The sequence below is a fragment of the Sphingobium sp. FW305-3-2-15-F-TSA7 genome (assembly GCF_058787155.1).
In genome coordinates, this window is sequence record NZ_JBYSZM010000009.1 from 83,998 (window position 1) to 102,776 (window position 18,779).

Sequence of the window (18,779 nt, forward strand, 5' to 3'; positions counted from 1 at the left end):
CCTGCCGCACAGATGCTGTCCGCGATTAGCGGCAGGAAACCCCACCGCGATCGATCTCACGGCCAAGCAGCGCCCCGGCACCGGCGCCCAATATGGTCTCGAAGGTGCTCGAACGGCCCGATGCGAGCGAATTGCCGAGCAGACCGCCGACCGCGCCACCGATGATCAGGCCGGTCGTGCCGTCGTTGCGACGACAGTAATAGCGACCGTCATTGCCGCGGTAGATGCGATCGTGCCGGCTCAGGCGGCGGGGCTGATAATAGCGGCCGTCGCGATAATAGCGGGCGGCGTCGTAGCTGCGATAACCACGTTCCGGACGATTATAATCGTAGTTGCGATAGCGGCGCCAATCGCGGTTCGCCTGGCGTCGATCACGCCGTGCGTCGCGGACGTCCTCACGATAGTCGCGCCGCGCTTCGCGCCGGTCTTGCTGATATTCGCGCTGACTATAGCCTGGGGGCTGCGCCAGTGCCGGCACCGCGGGTGCGGCAAAGGCCAGCATGACCGACGCTAGAATGAGCTTTCTCATCTTATCCTCCTCAATGTTCCCCCTCTGGCGGAACGGATGCTAAACGGGTGGGAGGGAAGAGAGTTTCGTGAACGGGAAACTACCGCCCGTTCATGTGGCAGACATCGGATGGGAGATCGTTCCATGACGAAGGATGATCGCGTGGACGCCTATATCGCTCGCCAGGCCGGGTTCGCCCGCCCGATCCTCGAAACGCTGCGCGACAGTGTCAGGCGTCATTGTCCGGACGCACAGGAAACCATCAAATGGGGCTCGCCGGCCTGGATCCATCGCGGACAATTATTGTGCAGCATGGCCGCATTCAAGGCGCATGCGACCTTCGGTTTCTGGCGCGGCGCCGAAGTGACGGGCGACACCGGACGCGCGAAGGATGCGATGGGCCAGTTCGGCCGGATGACGTCGGTCGACGACCTGCCCGATCAGGCCGTGCTTGGCGATCTGATCGGGCGCGCAATGGCACTGATCGAGAGCGGAGTCAGCGCGCGGCGTGTGCTGAAACACCCCAAGCCGGCGCTTGTCGCGCCGGCCGAGTTCCTGGCGGCGCTGGGCGGCGACGCCGCGGCAGCAGCGACATTTGCGGGCCTCAGCCCCAGCCATAAACGCGAATATGTCGAATGGGTGGTCGAGGCCAAGCGACCGGAGACACGCGCGCGCCGCATTGCCCAGGCGATCGCATGGATGGCCGAGGGCAAAAACCGAAACTGGAAATACGAGCAATGCTGAGAGTCTGTTCGAGAAAGCGGGCTGGTACTGCCAGAAAGCGCTCTTTCGCGCTTTCTCAAACGGACTCCGAGCCGCAAACTGCGGCCGGATCACATGCGGATATAGCGGCGCTTGCGCTTCAATATCGCGGGCTTCGGCATGCGAATGTCCAAAAATGGTGCCGCCGAAGCGATCGGCGCGCCTTTGCGCTCTTCGCACTCGTCAGCGCCCGACCGGGGAGACGTCGAACGCGCAGCCATCGCATCGCCACCGGCGTACAGCCACCCGATCGGCGCGAGCGCAGTTGCAGCGATGATGAGAGCGGCCTTCCCCATGCGCCAACGTTGCCCTACCGAAACTTTACCGCAGATGAATGAACCTGCTCGACGCTACGTCATCGGGCCGAATCCGGTTATGAGACGAGCTTTGGCCGCCGGTCGCGCTTCGCCGGTGCCGCGCCGGTGACCGCAAGCACGGCACGAAGCCGCTGCAGGTCGATCTCGTGTTCGAATTCCGCGCCGATCTGGCCGTCGCGCGTCCAGGCCACGCGTGCGCTGACCGTGCCCAGCGAGGGCAGGCGAACGCGGACCTGATCACCCGGCTCGAAATCGCCCGAGGCATCGGCCATGAAGCCGAGCGTCGAGATGTTGCGGATCACCACATCCAGCCCATGATGCCCCGACGCGCGCAGGGTGGTGGAGACCTCCACCGCTTGCCGTTCGGCCCGCCGCCGATTGGAAGCGGGGACGTCGACGGCCATTTTCGCTGCGATATGCATGCGGATTCTCCATTTGGGCGGCCCAAGGCTAAGACCAAGGAGTAAAGATTGGGTAAGGATTGCATATCGGCAGCCCGCGTCTCGACGCGGGCCGAGGCGGCGACTAATCAGGGCTGGAATCGGGAGGCGTATCTATATGGACATGTTGGTTTCCACCGAATGGCTGGCGGGCGAGCTGGGCGCGCCGGATCTGCGCGTCGTGGACGCCACATATTTCCTGCCGGGCGGCGGCGACGCCGCGGCGCTGTACGAAGCGGGGCACATTCCGGGCGCGGTCTATATGGACCTCGAAAATCTGATCGATACCAATACCGATCTGCCCAACATGCTGCCGCCGGCCGAGAAGTTCGCCAGCCGCATGCAGTCGCTTGGCCTGGGCGACGGCAGCCGCATCGTGCTGTACGACGATTCACCCTATCGCACCGCGGCGCGGGCCTGGTGGATGCTCAAGCTGTTCGGCGCCCATCACGTCGCGATCCTCGATGGCGGTCTCGCCAAATGGAAGGCGGAGGAACGCGAGATCGCGACCGGCAAGGAGAAGCTGCGCCATCGTCACTTCACCGTATGGAAGGATGATGCGACGCTGCGCAGCCTCGACCAGATGAAGGACATCGTCGCGTTCGAGAAGGAGCAGATCGTCGATGCGCGTAGCGCCGCGCGTTTCACCGGCGAGGAGCCCGATCCGCGCCCGCGCACGCATGCCGGCCATATCCCGGGTTCGAAGAATCTGCCCTATGGCAGTCTGTTCGAGGCGGATGGGCGGTGGAAGAGCGCTGAGGGGATCCGTGCTGCGTTCGACGCGGCGGGAATCGATCTGGAGCGGCCGATGGTCACCACCTGTGGATCGGGCATCACCGCGTCGGTGCTGTTCTTCGGTGCGCTGCTGGCGGGGGCGGAGAAGGTTTCGCTCTATGACGGCTCGTGGAGCGAATGGGGCGCCGATCTCACCACCTCCAAGGCGACGGGACCGGCGTGAGCGGCGATGGCGGCGCAAAGGGCCGCGGTGACGCGACGCGGCTCGTCCAGGCCGGGCGGCGCGCCGAATGGACGGGCGGTGTCGTCAATCCGCCGGTCTGGCGCGCCTCGACCATCCTCTATGACAGCGTCGGCGAGATGCGCGCGCGTCAGCGCGACACGCACCATATGCTCTATTATGGCCGGCGGGGCACGCCGACCCAATGGTCGCTTGCCGATGCGCTGACCGAAATGGAGCCGGGCGCCGAGGGCAGCTTGCTCTATCCATCGGGCGTCGCGGCGGTCACCACGGCATTGCTCGCGGTGCTCAAGCCCGGCGACGAATTGCTGATGGTCGACAGCGCCTATGAGCCGACGCGCGCTTTCTGCAACGGCCTGCTCAAGCGTTACGGCATCACCACGCGCTATTATGATCCGATGATCGGCGCGGGGATCGAAGCGCTGATCGGCGACGCGACGCGGGCGATCTTCATGGAAAGCCCGGGCAGCCTGACCTTCGAGGTGCAGGATGTGCCCGCGATCTGCGCCGTGGCCAGGGCGCGGGGAATCGTGACGCTGATCGACAATACCTGGGCGACGCCTTTGCTGTTCCCCGCGATCGCCCATGGCGTCGATCTCACCATCCTGTCCTGCACCAAATATATTGTCGGCCATTCGGATGCGATGCTGGGGTCGGTCACCGCGACCGCCGAATATTGGCCGGCATTGCGCAGCACCACCTATGCGCTGGGCCAGCATGTCGGCCCCGACGATGCCTGGCTGGGCGCGCGCGGCCTGCGCACGCTGGGCGTCCGGATGGACCGGCATCAAAGCAGTGCGCTGGCGGTGGCCGAATGGCTGGCGGGGCGCGAAGAGGTGGCGCATGTGCTTCATCCGGCGCTGCCCGGCTGTCCGGGGCACGAGATCTGGCGCCGCGATTTTTCCGGATCCTCCGGGCTCTTCTCCTTCATTCTCGCCGGCGGCGACGATGCCGCGCGCAGTGCCTTGATCGACGGACTGGACCTGTTCGGGATCGGCTTCTCCTGGGGCGGTTATGAGAGCCTCGTCATCCCCGCCGATCCTGGCGCGCTGAGGACCGCGACGCGCTGGTCGGCGGACGGGCCGCTCGTTCGCCTCCAGATCGGGCTCGAGGATCCCGACGATCTGATCACCGACCTCGCTGCCGGGCTCGATCGCTTCCGGGCGGCGCGCGGATGACCGGATCCCGGATCGGCCTTGCGGCGGTCGGCCGTTGGCTGGTCGGCGTCGCCATCATCACGCTGCTTTTCGTGCTGCTGTCGGGCCAGGTGCCGGCGCTCGATCCGGTGATCGTCCTTATGGACCGGATCGGCTTCGAGGCAGGCCGCAACCGCATCTCGCTGTTGAGCGGCAGCCGGCTGATCGTGATCGGCGTTGCGCTTTATGTCGGCGTGCGGCTCACCCATCGACTGTTGCGCCGCTATATCCGGCGGACGGGGGCGCTCGATGCGACGCAGCGGCTGCTCGCCGAGAAGATCCTCGGCATCACGCTGGTCGTCATCGCTTTCTTCGTCGGTATCGATCTGGTCGGGATCGACCTGACCGCGCTCGCGGTCTTTTCCGGCGCGCTGGGCCTTGCCGTCGGTTTCGGCCTACAAAAGACCTTCGGCAACCTGATCGCCGGCATCATCCTGCTGATGGACCGCTCGATCAAGCCGGGCGATGTGATCGTCGTCGGCGAGAGTTTCGGCTGGGTGAACAAGATCGGCATCCGCGCCGTCTCCGTCGTGACCCGCGACGGCAAGGAGCATCTGATTCCCAACGAGAATCTGATGACGCAGGAGGTGGAGAACTGGTCCTATTCGGATCGCAACGTCCGCGTCCATGTTCCGGTCAGGGTCTCGTACGCCAGCGATCAACGACTGGCTCAGGCGCTGATGATGGAGGCGACCCGAGAGGCGCCGCGCGTGCTGGATGAGCCCCAGACCAATGTCTGGATGTCCGCGTTCGGCGAAAATGGTGTCGAATACGAGATTCTCGTCTGGATCAGCGATCCGGAAAGCGGCGTCGACAACGTCAAGTCCGACGTGCTCAACCGGTTGTGGCGGCTGTTCCTGGAGAATGGGATCGAAGTGCCGCTGCCGCAGCGCCAGGTGACGATGAGGCCCTTGCCGCCCGCCGGTTGAGGATCGGCAAGCCGGAGCCGTTCAGTCCAGCAGCATTTCCATGCGGCGGATCGACCGCTCCATCTGACGCGCCAGATATGCAGCCCCGCCGGTCACGGCACCGCCGGCACCGCGGCCCGCGATGAGGGCCGACAGGCCGGCTGCGGCATAAGCCGCGGTTTCCCCGGCCAATGCGTCGAAGCGCCGCTGCGCGATCGACGGTGCCCGATCATAGCGGCGGTCGATGTCGGGCCCGATGGACAGGGCATCGGCGGGCACATTGCCGGCCAGTTCGTCCACCAGCGCGCGGATCGCACGAAGCTGTGCGATCTGCTCGGCGGGTGCCGGCCGCGTCTCGGCGACGGGCGAGGAAGCGAGATTGGACATGTGGAAATCATAGTCGGGCCATCCCTAACAAAGGCTTAGGGTTGGACGTTGAGATTGGTGTTGCGCTGCGGCAACACAAAGCCCCGATCGTTTCGAGCGCTGGTACAATAATCTTGTGCGCCGCAGCACAATCGGTCATCTTTACCGCGTTTCCACGGTAATTCGCTCCGGTCCGTCCAGAGAAGCGAAGCCCGAAACGCAGGCGGGACGAACGCATTGAACCAGAAAGGAATATCATGCGCACGTCCATCACCGGCCTTACGGCCCTGGCTATCGCCATGCTCGCCACGCCCGCCTTCGCGCAGGATGCGCCCGAGGAGGAAAGCAGCATAACGCTTTCGGGCAGCGCGACGCTGGTCTCGGATTACCGCTTCCGCGGTATCTCGCAGACCGACAAGGAATTCGCGGTCCAGGGCGGCTTCACCGTCTCACATGATTCGGGCTTCTACGCCACGGTCTGGGGTTCCTCGATCGACGACTATGTCGCGGCCGGCGGCGACCAGGAGATCGATTTCATCGTCGGCTGGAAGAAGACCTTCGAGGGCGGCACGACGCTCGATATGGGTGTCCTCTATTATTATTATCCCGGCGCCGAGGATATCGTGCCCGGCTATGACAGCGACTTTTTCGAGCCCTATATCTCGGTCTCGCATACGTTGGGCCCGGTCACCGGCAAGCTGACCGCCAACTATGCGCCCAAGTCCAACGCGCTGTCGATTGGCGGCGGCAAGGAGGACAATCTCTATCTCGCCGCCGATCTGTCGACGGGCATTCCGAACACGCCGGTGTCGCTGTCGGCGCATTTCGGTCACAGCTTCGGTCCGAGCTTCCTGACCATCGGCAAGGAATATAGCGACTGGAGCGTGGGCGCGACCTACGCCTGGAAGAATCTGTCGTTCGGCCTGTCCTATGTCGACACCGACGGCACGTCGTTCAATGCGATCAGCGGGAAGAACATCGCCAAGGCCGGCATCGTCGCCTCGGTCGGCGTTTCGTTCTGATGCCGCTGGAGCGCCGTGCGAACGGATGGAAATCCGTCGATCGCAGACGGTGCGCGATGACAGGCAATTGTGAGCATGTCGTGATCCCATCCGGGCACGGCATGCTCCATGGCCAAGGTTTGGGGAGGGCCTGATAGCTGCTCGCGCGGAGGCGATGTCGCAATCCGCAGCGGGCGCGCAGGCTCAATGGGGGAAGGGGCCGGGCACCGGGGGGTGCGCGGTCCCTTTTCCGTTCAGATGGATAGAGGCCCGCCGGATATCCGACGCATGCCTTATTTCGGCGTGGTCGCGCGTGCGTCCTGACCGTCGCCCTCGGGCGCGGCGATGATGTCGCGGGTCACGGCGCCCTTGTCGACGACGTCGGTCTTGGGATCGCCCACGTCCGAACGGATGCCCGGCGACGAGCGAGTGCCGCCCGCCTGGCTGACGACGCCGCTTTCTGCTGCGCTGCGAGCCGACGGGCCGCCGAACATCGCCTGAAGCGCCTGGGTGCTCGAATCCGCCTCCGATGCGCGCGGGGCGCCGGGGGCGGGGGGCAGCAGCGCGAAATCGGGTGGAATCACCAAAGGCGCGTTGCGCGTGACGGCGAACTCGTCCGGACGTTCACGGTCCAGATAGCCGCTCGATCCGCATGCGGACAGGCCGGCCACAGCCATCCCCAAAATTGCGATCAATGCCGGCTTACGCATCCACAGTCTCCGTACCATTCGCCACATCCCCGGTCTTGTCGCGTATCAACAGCGCGCGAACCAGCAGGATGAGCACACCGATGGTAATAGCAGCATCGGCGACGTTGAAAATCAAAAAGGGACGGATCTCGCCGAAATGGAGATCCGCGAAATCGACGACATGGCCAAAGCGCACGCGATCGACGATATTGCCGAGCGCGCCGCCCAGAACCAGCCCCAGGCCGAGGATATCGGCGCGGCGCTTCTCCTTCCACATCCAGATCGTCACGCCCACGCTGATGCCGATGGTCAGCGCGACCAGCCCCCAGCGCATCGCCTCGCTGTCGGCGCGCAGAAAGCCCATCGAGACGCCGTAATTCTCGACATAGGTCAGGTTGAAGAAGGGCAGGATCTCGAGCGACTTGCCATAGCCGTCGATCCCCAGCGGACCGGTGACGACATATTTGACGATCTGGTCGGCGATGAAGATCGCAAGCGCCAGGAACAGGCCGAGACGGCGATGGGATCGGATGGCTTCGGTCATCACGTGCCTTTTACTGCCATTCCCGCGAAAGCGGAAATCGGAGATGTCGGACGGCGCGGCGGATCGGCCGATCCCCACCAAGCGGATCAGCCATTCACCACCGTTTCGCAACGCCCGCACAGATCGCCATCCTCGACGACCTCGGGCAGATGGCGCCAGCAGCGGCCGCATTTCGACTTTTCGGTGCGCTCGACGGCGACGGCATCGCCGGCGACGGCGCTTGCCACGATGCAGATCTCCGCGAAATCATCGGCCGACAGGCCGGCGAGATCGGGAACGACCACTTCGGCCTCCAGGCTCGATCGGACGACCTTGTCGCGGCGCAGCGGTTCGATCGCCTCGGTCACGCTCTCGCGTCGTGCGCGCACATTCTGCCATTTGGCGCCCAGTGCCGCGTCCACCCAGCCGGCGTCGACTTCGGGCCAGACCAGCATGTGAACCGATGCATCCTCGTCGGGGAAGCGGCTCTGCCAGACTTCCTCGGCGGTGAAGGGGATGATCGGCGTCGCATAGCGGACAAGCGCGTGGAACAGCGTGTCGAGCACGGTGCGATAGGCGCGGCGCTTCGGATCCGAAGCCGCGTCGCAATAGAGGCTGTCCTTGCGGATATCGAAGAAGAAGGCCGACAGGTCCTCATTGGCGAAATCGGTCAGCGCGCGGATATAGCGGTTGAACTCGAAGCCATCGGTCGCGGCGCGAAGATCGGCGTCGAGCGTCGCGAGCAGATGGAGGGCATAGCGCTCCAGCTCGGGCATCTCCGAAACCGGAACCGCCTCGGCCGCGTCATAGCCGTCGAGCGCGCCGAGCAGGTAGCGGAAGGTGTTCCGAAGCTTGCGATACGAGTCCGACGTGCCGGCCAGGATCTCCTTGCCGATGCGGACATCCTCGAAATAATCGACCGAGGCGACCCACATGCGCAGGATATCGGCGCCGCTCTCGCCGATGATCTTGAGCGGATCGACGACATTGCCGAGCGACTTCGACATCTTCTTGCCCTGGCCGTCGAGCGCGAAGCCGTGGGTGAGCACTGCATCATAGGGCGCGCGACCGCGCGTGCCGCTCGATTCGAGCAGCGACGACTGGAACCAGCCGCGATGCTGGTCCGATCCCTCGACATAGAGATTGGCGCGAACGCCCTCGCCATAACGCTGTTCGATCACGAAGGCGTGGGTCGAGCCGCTGTCGAACCAGACGTCGAGAATGTCGGTGATGACTTCGTAGTCGGCAAGATCGTAATCGGGGCCGAGCAGCGCCTGGTGATCGGCCTGATACCAGGCATCGGCGCCGCCGGCCTCGAACGCGGCGACGATACGGGCGTTGATCCCCGCGTCGATCAGATATTCGCCGCTCTGGCGATGGACATAGAGCGCGATCGGCACGCCCCAGGCGCGCTGGCGGCTGATCACCCAGTCGGGGCGTCCCTCGACCATCGCATTGATGCGGTTGCGCGATTTCTCGGGCACCCAGCGCGTATGCGTGATCGCATCGAGCGCGATCTGACGCAGCGTCGCGCCATTGCCCTGGGCATGGCCGCGAACCTCCTGTTCGTCGTCGAGCTCGACGACGGGCGCAGGCGCAGTGCCGGTCTGTGGCTGGTCCATCGGGATGAACCATTGCGGCGTGCAGCGGAAGATGATCTTGGCCTTGGACCGCCAGCTGTGCGGATAGCTGTGCGAGAAATCGTCGGACGCGGCGAGCAGGGCACCTGCGTCGCGCAGATCGTTGCAGATCGGTCCGTCGCTGGCGACGAACTTCTTGTTGATCACGCTGCCCTGGCCGCCCAGCCACAGCCAGTCGTCGCGGTACATGCCCGCACCGTCGACCGCGAAGACCGGATCGATGCCGTTCGCCTTGCACAGCAGGAAATCGTCCTCGCCATGGTCGGGCGACATGTGGACCAGGCCGGTACCCGCATCGGTGGTGACGAAGTCGCCCGCCAGGAAGGGGCGGGGCTTGGCGAAGAAACCGCCGAGATGATGCATCGGATGGCGTGCGATCGTGCCCGCGAGATCCGAACCCTTGACGGGCATCGTGCCGACAAGCGTCAGGCCCGTACGCTTCTGGAAGGTCTCAGCCAGTTCCTCGGCGATCAGGAGTCGGGTCGAGGAATCCGGCGATTGATACAGATCATACTGGATGTCCGGCCCATAGGCCAAAGCCTGGTTGACCGGGATCGTCCAGGGCGTGGTGGTCCACACGACCGCATGCGCACCGACCAGTTCGGGAATCGCGCTTTCGACGATCTCGAATGCGACGTCGATCTGGGTCGAGATCACATCCTCATATTCGATTTCGGCTTCGGCGAGCGCGGTCTTCTCGACCGGGCTCCACATCACCGGCTTGGCGCCGCGATAGAGCTGGCCGGTCTCGGCGAATTTGAGAAGTTCGCCGACGATCGCGGCCTCGGCCTCGAACTTCATGGTCAGATAGGGATCGTCCCAATCGCCCATCACGCCCAGCCGCTCGAACTGCTTGCGCTGCACCGCGACCCATTTTTCGGCATAGGCGCGGCATTCGGCGCGGAACTCGGCCGGGGGAACCTCGTCCTTGTTCAGCTTCTTCTTGCGATATTCCTCTTCGATCTTCCATTCGATCGGCAGGCCGTGGCAATCCCAGCCGGGGACATAGGGCGCATCCTTGCCGAGCAGCGACTGGCTGCGGACGACGATGTCCTTCAGCACCTTGTTCATCGCATGGCCCATATGGATATCGCCATTGGCATAGGGCGGGCCGTCATGAAGCAGGAAACGTTCACGGCCGGCACGCTGCGCGCGCAGCTTGCCGTACAGGTCCATCTTCTCCCAGCGCTCCAGAATCGCCGGTTCCTTCTGGGCCAGTCCGGCCTTCATGGGGAAGTCGGTCTTCGGCAGGAAGACGGTGTCGCGATAGTCGGGTTTTTCAGTCATATCGGGCGGCTGCTTAGCTGAGGAGGGGAAGCGGGGAAAGAAAATCCTCCCTGAGTGGGAGCGGTCGGGGGTGGGGCTCGGTGCATGACCCCTCCACCATGCTGCGCATGGTCCCCCTCCCCTCCAGGGAGGATCTAGGGTGTCAGGATTTCTCGGGCGGCTGCGCAGTCGCGTTCGATCTGCGTGACAAGCGGCTCAAGGCCATCAAACTTCATCTCGTCGCGGATGAAATGGATCAGTTCGACCTCGATCATCTGGCCGTAAAGGCTCTCGTTGAAATCGAAGAAATAGGGCTCGAGCAGCTCCTTGGGCGGATCGAATGTCGGCCGGATGCCGAGATTGGCGACGCCGTCGAGCAGCCGGCCGTCGGGCAGGCGACCGCGGACCGCGTAGATGCCGTAGCGCGGACGCAGATAGGGGCCGAGCGCGATATTGGCAGTGGGATAGCCGATGGTGCGACCGAGCTTGTCGCCGTCGATCACCACGCCCTGGATGGCGAAGGGACGGGTGAGCAGCCGCGCGGCAGTGTCGCAGTCGCCCGCCTGGAGCGCTTCACGGATGCGGCTGGAGGATACCGGCGCGCCGTCCAGGCTCACCGGGCCTACCGTCTCTGCGATCATACCGAGCGCGGCGCCCAGTTGGGCCAGCGTGGCGACATTGCCGCTGCGGCCCTTGCCGAACGTGAAATCCTGGCCCGTCACCACCGCCGCCGCGCCGGCATCCTCGACGAGGATCGCGGCGAAATCCTCGGCGCTCTTCGCGGCGAGCATCGCGTCGAAGGTGAAGACCAGCATCGCATCCGCGCCCGCTTCGGCGAACAGCCGCTCGCGCTGGTCGAGCGTGGTCAGACGAAAGGGCTGGGCATCGGGCCGGAAGAAGCGGACGGGATGCGGATCGAAAGTGGCGACGAGCACCGGGCGGCCCTCGGCGCGCGCGCGCGCGACGGCGCGGCCAACCACGGCCTGATGGCCGAGGTGGAATCCGTCGAAATTGCCCAGCGCGATCACGCCCCCGCGATACTGCTCGGGAACGGGCCGCTCACCCGAAAGCCGCTCCATGCGCGGGGCTGTAGCGTTGGGCGGAGCGGGGGGCAATGGCTTGGCGGACGTCGGTGCCGTCAGCGGACGGGAAGGGGCACGAGACCCTGAGTCAGCAGGCGCAGGACGTTGCCGCCCATCACGGCACGGATCTCGTCATCGGTGAAGCCGCGGTCGACAAGCGCCTGGGTGATCGCGGAAAGCTGGCTGACATCCCAGCGCGTCGTGACCGCGCCGTCGAAATCGCTGCCCAGTCCGACATGCTGGATACCGACGAGGTCGCGGACATGCGCCACCGCCGCGGCGACCGCCTCGGCGCTGGTATCGCAGATCGCGGCGTCCCAATAACCGATGCCGATCACGCCGCCGGTCCGGGCGACGCCGCGAATCTCGTCGTCGGTCAGGTTGCGGTTGACCTTGCATGTCGCCTGGACGCCGCCATGGCTGGAGACGACGGGCCGCGTCGCCATCGCCAATATCTCGGCGACCGCCGCATGGCTGGCATGCGCGATGTCGACGACCATGCCGCGCGCTTCCATCATCCCGACGATCTGCCGGCCGAGCGGCGTGAGGCCACCCTTTTTCAACCCGTGCATCGATCCGGCGACTTCATTGTCGAAGAAATGGGCGAGGCCGGCCATGCGGAAGCCGGCCTTGTAAAGCACGTCCAGATTTTCGGCCTTGCCTTCGAGATTCTGAAGCCCTTCGATCGACAGCAATGCACCGGTGACCGGGCCGCCGGCGCGGCGATCGGCGAGCAGGCGAGTGACGTCGTCGCCCGTGCGGATGATGCGCAGCCGTCCGCCGGATTTCAGCTCCGCGCGGCCGAGCTTTTGCGAATGCCAGAGCGAGCGCTGGAGCAGCGAGGTCCAGGTGCGCGGTGGTTGAAGCTGGGCGACGGTCAACATCGTGATGTTGTCGGTGTCCGCACCGTTCGCGTCGTAATTCTGGTTCTTCGGGCTCTTGGTGACCGACGAGAAGACCTGAAGCGCGACATTGCCGGCCTCCAACCGCGCCAGATCGACCTGACCCTGCGCGCGCGTGCCTGTCAGGCTGCGCTTCCACATCAGCGTGTCGGCGTGGAGATCGGCGATCTGGAGCGATTTGTGCAGCGATTCGGTATGCGGCGCGATCGTCGGCAGCGGGCCGGGAACGACGATGTTCATGCTGCGCTCGACCATGCCGGGGGCCACGCCGAACAGGCCGATCGCGGCGATGATGAGGATGGCGCCGAGCCCGATCCACACCCAGCGAATCATGCGCGGACCAATGTCACGAAGCTGTAGGCCGGGCGACCGCCCTCCGCATCGTGGTGCTCGCGGCGCAGTTCGCGCCAGCCGGCGCCGGGATGGTCGATCCTGGCATCGCCTTGTGCGTCGAGATGCACTTCGGTCAGCTCGATCCGGTCGGCGCGGGGCAGCAGCAGGCGATAGATTTCGGCTCCGCCGATCACCGAGACATGTGGCGCATTGGCGAGCTTGAGCGCTTCGTCGACGGTGGCGGCGCGTTCGGCGCCATCCTCCTGCCAATCCGGATCGCGGGTCAGGACGATATGGCGCCGGCCCGGCAGGATGCCCGGCAGGCTGTCGAACGTCTTGCGTCCCATGATCATCGGCGCACCGACCGTCAGCGACTTGAAGCGGCGCAGATCGGCCGGAAGCTGCCAGGGCAGGGCGCCGTCATGTCCGATGACGCCATTGTCGGCGCGCGCGAGGATCAGGACGATCTCGGGATGTGCGGTCACGCGGCTGGAGGCCCGAAGGGCGCAGGATGTGGTGTGCGGGTCACCGTCTAGACCGCCACCGGCGCCTTGATGTGCGGATGCGGCTCGTAGCCGACGATCTCGAAATCCTCATATTCATATGCATCGATCGACTCGGGCGTGCGCAGGATGTGGAGCGCGGGCAGGGGACGGGGATCGCGGGCGAGCTGTTCGCGCGCCTGATCGAGATGGTTGAGGTAGAGATGCGTGTCTCCGCCCGTCCACACGAACGTGCCGGGCTTCAACCCGCATTGGTCGGCGAGCATATGGGTCAGCAGCGCATAGCTCGCGATGTTGAAGGGAACCCCCAGGAACACGTCGGCGCTGCGCTGATAAAGCTGCAGGTTGAGCCGGCCGTTCGCGACCTGGGTCTGGAACAGGCAATGGCACGGCGCCAATGCCATGCGATCGACTTCGCCGGGATTCCAGGCGGTGACGATCTGGCGGCGCGAGCCGGGATTGGCGTTGATCTGGTCGATCAGCGCGGCGATCTGGTCGATATGACGGCCGTCCGCGGTTTCCCAGTCGCGCCATTGCTTGCCGTAGACGGGGCCGAGATCGCCGTCCTCATCGGCCCATTCGTCCCAGATGCTGACCCGATTCTCCTGCAGCCAGCGGACATTGGTCTCGCCCTTCAGGAACCAGAGCAGCTCATAGACGATCGAGCGCAGATGCAGTTTCTTGGTCGTGAGCAGCGGAAAGCCCTGCGCCAGGTCGAAGCGCATCTGATGGCCGAACACCGCGAGCGTACCGGTGCCGGTGCGGTCGTCCTGCCGGGTACCTTCGTCGAGGATTCGGCGGAGGAGGTCGAGATAAGGCTGCATGGTCGCCGACTTATGGCGGGGCGCGGCGCAGTCGCCAAGCCCTAGAGTTGATCCATATGCGGGACCGGGCCGTCCCGGTGCGAATATCGATCCGGTTCACCCCTTGCAGGGCTTGATCTCTTCGGGCCGGGGGCGCGTGCCCGATGCTTCGAACTGGGCGATATAGCCGTCGACCGCGGGCAAAGGCGTGTTCTCGACCAGCTTGTAGCCGACCGCGGCGAACTCGCATTGCAGCAGGGCGATCGGCGTGCCGTGATTGGGCGTCGGGCGCTCGGCGTCGACCACCACCACGCGGCCGCGGACACCCAGCGACGGACGCATCCGCCACAGGAACTCATAGGGCTGCTCGATCTCATGATACATATGAACCATGAAGATCCGGTCGAAACTGTGCTCGGGCAGCTTGGGATCGGCGGGTTCGCCCAGACGGACGCTGACATTGTCGAGGCTTTCGCGGGTGACGCGTGCCGCGAGTGCGTCACGAACCTGCGGCACGATATCCTCAGCGAGGACGCGCCCCTTCTCGCCGACGCGCTGGGCAAGGCGAATCGTGTAATAACCTTCGCCCGCGCCGATATCGGCGACGGTCATGCCCGGCTTGATGCCGGCCAGATCCATCACCGTGCCCGATTCGTTGACGCGATCGCGCGCCTCCTCGGTCGAAAAGCGACTGGCGGTGATCGGCGCGACCGGGCGGTCGGCCGCCGGGAATTCGGGCGGTTGCTCGCTCGGCTTGCACGCGGCGAGCATCAGCAGGAGCGGGACCGCCCGTCTCAATCGACATCCTCCACGACGACCGTCTCGCCGGTGACGCGTTGCGACAGCGCCGCGGCCATGAACGGATCGAGCGCGCCGTCGAGCACGTCGTCCGGTGCGGTCGAGATGACGCCGGTCCGCAGATCCTTCACCAGCTGATAGGGCTGGAGCACATAGGATCGGATCTGGTGGCCCCAGCCGATCTCGGTCTTGGCCGCATATTCGCCGCTCGCCGCGGCTTCGCGCTTCTGCAACTCGGCTTCGTAGAGACGCGCCTTCAGCATGTTCATCGCGGTGGCGCGGTTCTTGTGCTGCGAACGGTCGTTCTGGCTGGCGACGATGATGCCGGTCGGAATGTGGGTGAGGCGCACCGCCGAATCGGTGGTGTTGACGTGCTGGCCACCCGCGCCCGACGCGCGATAGGTGTCCATCTTGATGTCGCCTTCGTTGAGCTCGATGTCGATATTGTCGTCGATCACCGGGTAGACCCATACCGACGAGAAGCTGGTGTGCCGCCGCGCCGACGAATCATAGGGGCTGATGCGCACCAGGCGGTGGACGCCGCTTTCGGTCTTGGCATAGCCATAGGCGTTTTCGCCCTTGATCTGGAGCGTCGCGGATTTGATTCCGGCCTGTTCGCCCGCCTGATATTCGACCAGCTCGACCTTGAATCCGCGCTTCTCCGCCCAGCGCTGATACATGCGCTGGAGCATTTCGGCCCAATCCTGGCTCTCGGTGCCGCCGGCACCGGCATGAACCTCCAGATAGGCATCATTGGCGTCGGCTTCGCCGGCGAGTAGCGCCTTGATCTTGTCCTCATCGGCGCGCGCCGACAGTGCGGCGAGGCCGGCGACGCCCTCGTCGACCATCGCGTCGTCGCCCTCGGCCTCGGCCATCTCCATCAGCTCGATCGTATCGCTGAGTTCGGTCTGGATCGCGCGCGTCGCGCCGATCGCCTCGTCGAGGCGGCGGCGCTCGCGCATCACGTCCTGCGCCGCTTTGGGATCGTCCCAAAGCGTCGGATCCTCGACGCGTGCGTTCAACTCGTCGAGCCGACGCAGCGCGCGATCCCAGTCCAGGAAACGGCGGAGCAGCGCGAGCGCGTCGTTGATCTTGTCGGCATGTGCCTGCGCTTCGGCGCGCATTTTCGAAACTCCAATGACTTGCGATACCATCCGGCTGCACCGGCATGACGCCGTGGGTTAGTAAATCCCGTCCTGCTTTTGCAAGAACTCGCTGTCGTTTCTCGGCCGGGCGGCTCCGGCGGCGACAGCGGCGGGATCCTTTTTCTTGTCCTTGGCGATCTCGTCGCGGCGGATCGAGCGGCGCGGTTCGCTTTCGGGCTTGAAGGCTTCCCAGATCACCGCTGCCTTGGGATCGCCGCCCGACGGCCACGCGCCGAAGACCTTGCGGCCCGACCGGCGATCGATCCGCACCATGCGGATGCCCGGCGGCGCGCGGAACGGAACGACGGGCATATCCTTAAACGCTTTCTGCGCGAATGCCTTGAAGATCGGCGCGGCCAGCGTGCCGCCCTGCGCATAACCGCCCATCGGTCGCGGCTGATCGAATCCCATATAGACGCCGGCAACGACATCCGCGGAACCGCCGACGAACCAGACATTGGTCGGGCCGCTGGTCGTGCCGGTCTTGCCGAAGATCGGACGGCCGAGCTCGCGCAGCGTGGTCGCGGTGCCGCGCTGCACCACGCCTTCCAGGATATGGACCATCTGGAATGCCGTCATCGGATCCATTGCGAGCTTGGTGCGCGCCGGCGGACGCGGCATCGCCTTTCCGTTCCAGTCCTTGGCGTTGCAGCCCTCGCACGGCCGCGTGTCGGCGCGATAAACCGCCTTGCCATGGCGATCCTGGACGGAGTCGATCAGCGTCGGCGTCATCGCCCTGCCGTTATTGGCGAGGATCGAATAGGCATTGGTCAGGCGCAGAACCGTGGTGTCGCCCGCGCCGAGCGCGACCGCCAGCACCTGCGGATAATTCTTGCCGGGCAGGCTGACGCCCATTGCGGCCGCCATCTTGACCACCTTGTCCATGCCGGTCTGGCTGGCGGCGCGGACGGTCATCAGGTTGCGCGACTGTTCGATGCCCCAGCGCATCGTCTGCGGTCCGGCGCCGGCGCTGCCGCCGAAGTTGCGGAAGCATTTCTGACCCAGCCGGGCGCCCTGATAGACGCAGAAGGGACCGTCGACGATGATCGATGCCGGGGTCATGCCCGTGTCGAGCGCGGCGGAATAGGCGATCGGCTTGAAGGTGGAGCCGGGCTGGCGTTCGGCTTGCGTTGCGCGGTTGTAGCTCTGCAGCCGCGCGTCGAAGCCGCCCTGCATGGCGAGCACGCGGCCGGTATGGGGATCCTCGACCACCATGCCGCCCGAAATCTCGGGGATGTTGCGCAGGCCCCAGACGCTGCCTTCCGGCGCGACGGCGATGAGGTCGCCCGGATTCATCACCGAGAAGGCGGTCTCCGCCGTGCCGCGCTTGGGCATCGCCGCGAAGCCGGCCGGCATCGTGCCCGTCGCGCCGTCGGGGAAACCGATTTCGGCGGCACTGGCCGATTTGGACAGCACGGCGGCGATCCGCCAGTCCTTGTAATCGACGCCGATATTGCGCAGCGCCAGATTGGTGCGCCAGCGCTCGCCGACCTCGATCTTGTCGATCGGGCCATGCCAGCCGCGGCCGCCATCATAACGGATCAATCCGGCGCGCAACGCGTCCTGGGTGTAATCCTGATAGGCCGGGTTGAACGAGGTGCGGACCCACAGTCCGCCGCCATAGACGCTGTAGGGATTGCGGCCGCCATCGGCATTCTCGCCATATTTGTCGATCAGCTGGCGGCGGACCTCTTCCATATAATAGCCGCCGACATATTCGTAGCGCGCGCCGATATTGGGCCGGATGCCGAGCGGCGCGGCCTGGGCGGCGCGCATCTGGCCTTCGGTGATGAAATTGTTGCGATGCATCTCCGACAGCACGAAATTGCGTCGTGCGGTCGCCTTGGCGACGTCGCGGCTATAGGTCGAGGGCGCCTTGGGGAGAATCGCGAGAAACGCCATTTCGGGCAGGGTAAGCGTCTCGACATCCTTGTCGAAATAGGCGCGCGCCGCTGCCTGGACACCGAAGCTCTGCCGTCCCAACGCGATCTGGTTGAGATAGAGTTCCATGATCTGCTGCTTGGTCAGCACCGATTCGATGCGCTTGGCGAGGATCGCTTCCTTCACCTTGCGGACATAGCTGAGCTCGTTGGTCAGCAGCAGGTTCTTCGCCACCTGCTGGGTGATGGTGGAGGCGCCGACCGGACGGCCGTCGCTGGTCAGATTGTTGATCATCGCCGCGACGATGCCTGGATAGTCGAGGCCGCCATGCTCGAAGAAGGTGCGGTCTTCCGCCGCCAGGAAGGCGCGGACGAGCAGCGGCGGATATTCGGCATAGGACAGCTGGACGCGGCGTTCGCGGGCATAGCTGTGGATCGGCGTGCCGTCGATCGAGCGGACATTGGTCGGCAGCGGCGGCTCGTAGGTCAGCAATGTCTCGGCCGAAGGCAGGTTGCGCGCGAAGATCACCCAGATCAGCAGGAAGCCGAGCAGCATGAGCAGCGCGAGCCCCAACAGCCATTGGACCCAGCGTTTGGCGCGCCAGCGTGCGAGCAACGCCCATGCGCCGCTCGCCTCGCGTCTGAGACGATAGCTGAAATTCTGGTCCGAGGCCTCGGTCATGCCTGACCGGCTCTAGCAAAGATTTGGCGCGATGCCAGCCGGGCTGCGACCAAATTCCT

19 protein-coding genes are annotated in these 18,779 nt (G+C 65.1%); 5 read left to right on the plus strand and 14 right to left on the minus strand.

Annotated elements, in window-relative coordinates; all coding sequences use genetic code 11:
- Positions 1 to 25: 25 nt before the first annotated feature.
- Positions 26 to 529 carry a glycine zipper 2TM domain-containing protein gene (locus AC3WN8_RS09025; protein ID WP_492669074.1) on the minus strand — a complete coding sequence of 168 codons (504 nt, stop codon included), beginning with the start codon at positions 527 to 529 and terminating at the stop codon, positions 26 to 28.
- 123 nt (positions 530 to 652) lie between these two features.
- Here AC3WN8_RS09025 and AC3WN8_RS09030 point away from each other — a divergent pair, with 123 nt between their 5' ends.
- Positions 653 to 1,252, plus strand: a complete 600-nt coding sequence (locus AC3WN8_RS09030) for a YdeI/OmpD-associated family protein (RefSeq protein WP_492669075.1) — start codon at positions 653 to 655, stop codon at positions 1,250 to 1,252.
- Between the two features lie 89 nt (positions 1,253 to 1,341).
- Here the strand turns inward: AC3WN8_RS09030 and AC3WN8_RS09035 are convergent, their stop codons facing one another.
- Together AC3WN8_RS09035 and AC3WN8_RS09040 are read right to left on the minus strand one after the other, a co-directional pair.
- Positions 1,342 to 1,566 (minus strand): hypothetical protein, encoded by a 225-nt coding sequence (locus AC3WN8_RS09035; RefSeq protein WP_492669076.1) that lies wholly within the window; start codon positions 1,564 to 1,566, stop codon positions 1,342 to 1,344.
- Between the two features lie 77 nt (positions 1,567 to 1,643).
- Positions 1,644 to 2,009 (minus strand): PilZ domain-containing protein, encoded by a 366-nt coding sequence (locus tag AC3WN8_RS09040; RefSeq protein ID WP_492669077.1) that lies wholly within the window; start codon positions 2,007 to 2,009, stop codon positions 1,644 to 1,646.
- A gap of 136 nt (positions 2,010 to 2,145) precedes the next feature.
- Here AC3WN8_RS09040 and sseA point away from each other — a divergent pair, with 136 nt between their 5' ends.
- From sseA to AC3WN8_RS09055, 3 genes are read left to right on the plus strand one after another with little or no spacing between them, the layout of a single operon-like run.
- Positions 2,146 to 2,985 (plus strand): 3-mercaptopyruvate sulfurtransferase, encoded by an 840-nt coding sequence (sseA, locus tag AC3WN8_RS09045; RefSeq protein ID WP_492669078.1) that lies wholly within the window; start codon positions 2,146 to 2,148, stop codon positions 2,983 to 2,985.
- Positions 2,982 to 4,181, plus strand: coding sequence for a cystathionine beta-lyase (gene metC, locus AC3WN8_RS09050; RefSeq protein WP_492669079.1), 1,200 nt, complete (start codon positions 2,982 to 2,984; stop codon positions 4,179 to 4,181). The genes sseA and metC overlap by 4 nt, the downstream gene beginning before the upstream one ends.
- Positions 4,178 to 5,128, plus strand: coding sequence for a mechanosensitive ion channel family protein (locus AC3WN8_RS09055; protein WP_492669080.1), 951 nt, complete (start codon positions 4,178 to 4,180; stop codon positions 5,126 to 5,128). Before metC ends, AC3WN8_RS09055 begins: the two co-directional genes overlap by 4 nt.
- 21 nt (positions 5,129 to 5,149) lie before the next feature.
- Here the strand turns inward: AC3WN8_RS09055 and AC3WN8_RS09060 are convergent, their stop codons facing one another.
- Positions 5,150 to 5,494 (minus strand): hypothetical protein, encoded by a 345-nt coding sequence (locus AC3WN8_RS09060; RefSeq protein ID WP_492669081.1) that lies wholly within the window; start codon positions 5,492 to 5,494, stop codon positions 5,150 to 5,152.
- A 236-nt stretch (positions 5,495 to 5,730) separates the two neighbouring features.
- On the opposite strand from AC3WN8_RS09060, the gene AC3WN8_RS09065 reads away from it, so the two are divergent.
- Positions 5,731 to 6,495: a TorF family putative porin gene (locus AC3WN8_RS09065; RefSeq protein WP_492669082.1), complete on the plus strand. Its 765-nt coding sequence runs from the start codon at positions 5,731 to 5,733 to the stop codon at positions 6,493 to 6,495.
- Positions 6,496 to 6,767: 272 nt separating this feature from the next.
- Here the strand turns inward: AC3WN8_RS09065 and AC3WN8_RS09070 are convergent, their stop codons facing one another.
- From AC3WN8_RS09070 to AC3WN8_RS09115, 10 genes are all read right to left on the minus strand, one after another.
- The gene (locus tag AC3WN8_RS09070; RefSeq protein ID WP_492669083.1) at positions 6,768 to 7,184 is read right to left on the minus strand and encodes a DUF3035 domain-containing protein; all 417 of its coding nucleotides are present in this window, start codon (positions 7,182 to 7,184) and stop codon (positions 6,768 to 6,770) included.
- Positions 7,177 to 7,707, minus strand: coding sequence for a signal peptidase II (gene lspA / locus AC3WN8_RS09075; RefSeq protein WP_492669084.1), 531 nt, complete (start codon positions 7,705 to 7,707; stop codon positions 7,177 to 7,179). The genes AC3WN8_RS09070 and lspA overlap by 8 nt, the downstream gene beginning before the upstream one ends.
- Before the next feature lie 86 nt (positions 7,708 to 7,793).
- Positions 7,794 to 10,613, minus strand: a complete 2,820-nt coding sequence (gene ileS / locus AC3WN8_RS09080) for an isoleucine--tRNA ligase (RefSeq protein ID WP_492669085.1) — start codon at positions 10,611 to 10,613, stop codon at positions 7,794 to 7,796.
- A gap of 134 nt (positions 10,614 to 10,747) precedes the next feature.
- Positions 10,748 to 11,671, minus strand: coding sequence for a bifunctional riboflavin kinase/FAD synthetase (locus AC3WN8_RS09085; RefSeq protein ID WP_492669086.1), 924 nt, complete (start codon positions 11,669 to 11,671; stop codon positions 10,748 to 10,750).
- 59 nt (positions 11,672 to 11,730) lie between these two features.
- Complete coding sequence (locus AC3WN8_RS09090) at positions 11,731 to 12,909, minus strand: dipeptidase (RefSeq protein WP_492669087.1); 1,179 nt, start codon at positions 12,907 to 12,909, stop codon at positions 11,731 to 11,733.
- Positions 12,906 to 13,394, minus strand: a complete 489-nt coding sequence (locus tag AC3WN8_RS09095) for a dihydrofolate reductase (RefSeq protein WP_492669088.1) — start codon at positions 13,392 to 13,394, stop codon at positions 12,906 to 12,908. The genes AC3WN8_RS09090 and AC3WN8_RS09095 overlap by 4 nt, the downstream gene beginning before the upstream one ends.
- Positions 13,395 to 13,441: 47 nt before the next feature.
- On the minus strand, positions 13,442 to 14,236 hold the full coding sequence (locus tag AC3WN8_RS09100) for a thymidylate synthase (protein ID WP_492669089.1): 795 nt from the start codon (positions 14,234 to 14,236) through the stop codon (positions 13,442 to 13,444).
- Positions 14,237 to 14,332: 96 nt separating this feature from the next.
- Complete coding sequence (locus AC3WN8_RS09105; RefSeq protein ID WP_492669171.1) at positions 14,333 to 14,986, minus strand: class I SAM-dependent methyltransferase; 654 nt, start codon at positions 14,984 to 14,986, stop codon at positions 14,333 to 14,335.
- Between the two features lie 23 nt (positions 14,987 to 15,009).
- Entirely contained in the window at positions 15,010 to 16,137 is a 1,128-nt protein-coding gene (gene prfB / locus AC3WN8_RS09110) for a peptide chain release factor 2 (protein ID WP_492669090.1), read from the minus strand.
- Positions 16,138 to 16,194: 57 nt separating this feature from the next.
- A complete protein-coding gene (locus AC3WN8_RS09115) occupies positions 16,195 to 18,720 on the minus strand; it encodes a penicillin-binding protein 1A (RefSeq protein ID WP_492669091.1) in 2,526 nt (841 codons plus the stop codon).
- Between the last annotated feature and the right edge of the window lie 59 nt (positions 18,721 to 18,779).

Excerpts from the sequence above, each read along its gene's own strand:
- AC3WN8_RS09025 (WP_492669074.1), bottom strand. The coding sequence starts at position 529 with ATGAGAAAGCTCATTCTAGCGTCGGTCATGCTGGCCTTTGCCGCACCC.
- AC3WN8_RS09030 (WP_492669075.1), top strand. The coding sequence starts at position 653 with ATGACGAAGGATGATCGCGTGGACGCCTATATCGCTCGCCAGGCCGGG.
- AC3WN8_RS09035 (WP_492669076.1), bottom strand. The coding sequence starts at position 1,566 with ATGGGGAAGGCCGCTCTCATCATCGCTGCAACTGCGCTCGCGCCGATC.
- AC3WN8_RS09040 (WP_492669077.1), bottom strand. The coding sequence starts at position 2,009 with ATGCATATCGCAGCGAAAATGGCCGTCGACGTCCCCGCTTCCAATCGG.
- sseA (WP_492669078.1), top strand. The coding sequence starts at position 2,146 with ATGGACATGTTGGTTTCCACCGAATGGCTGGCGGGCGAGCTGGGCGCG.
- AC3WN8_RS09055 (WP_492669080.1), top strand. The coding sequence starts at position 4,178 with ATGACCGGATCCCGGATCGGCCTTGCGGCGGTCGGCCGTTGGCTGGTC.
- AC3WN8_RS09060 (WP_492669081.1), bottom strand. The coding sequence starts at position 5,494 with ATGTCCAATCTCGCTTCCTCGCCCGTCGCCGAGACGCGGCCGGCACCC.
- AC3WN8_RS09065 (WP_492669082.1), top strand. The coding sequence starts at position 5,731 with ATGCGCACGTCCATCACCGGCCTTACGGCCCTGGCTATCGCCATGCTC.
- AC3WN8_RS09070 (WP_492669083.1), bottom strand. The coding sequence starts at position 7,184 with ATGCGTAAGCCGGCATTGATCGCAATTTTGGGGATGGCTGTGGCCGGC.
- lspA (WP_492669084.1), bottom strand. The coding sequence starts at position 7,707 with ATGACCGAAGCCATCCGATCCCATCGCCGTCTCGGCCTGTTCCTGGCG.
- ileS (WP_492669085.1), bottom strand. The coding sequence starts at position 10,613 with ATGACTGAAAAACCCGACTATCGCGACACCGTCTTCCTGCCGAAGACC.
- AC3WN8_RS09085 (WP_492669086.1), bottom strand. The coding sequence starts at position 11,671 with ATGGAGCGGCTTTCGGGTGAGCGGCCCGTTCCCGAGCAGTATCGCGGG.
- AC3WN8_RS09090 (WP_492669087.1), bottom strand. The coding sequence starts at position 12,909 with ATGATTCGCTGGGTGTGGATCGGGCTCGGCGCCATCCTCATCATCGCC.
- AC3WN8_RS09100 (WP_492669089.1), bottom strand. The coding sequence starts at position 14,236 with ATGCAGCCTTATCTCGACCTCCTCCGCCGAATCCTCGACGAAGGTACC.
- AC3WN8_RS09105 (WP_492669171.1), bottom strand. The coding sequence starts at position 14,986 with ATGCTCGCCGCGTGCAAGCCGAGCGAGCAACCGCCCGAATTCCCGGCG.
- prfB (WP_492669090.1), bottom strand. The coding sequence starts at position 16,137 with ATGCGCGCCGAAGCGCAGGCACATGCCGACAAGATCAACGACGCGCTC.
- AC3WN8_RS09115 (WP_492669091.1), bottom strand. The coding sequence starts at position 18,720 with ATGACCGAGGCCTCGGACCAGAATTTCAGCTATCGTCTCAGACGCGAG.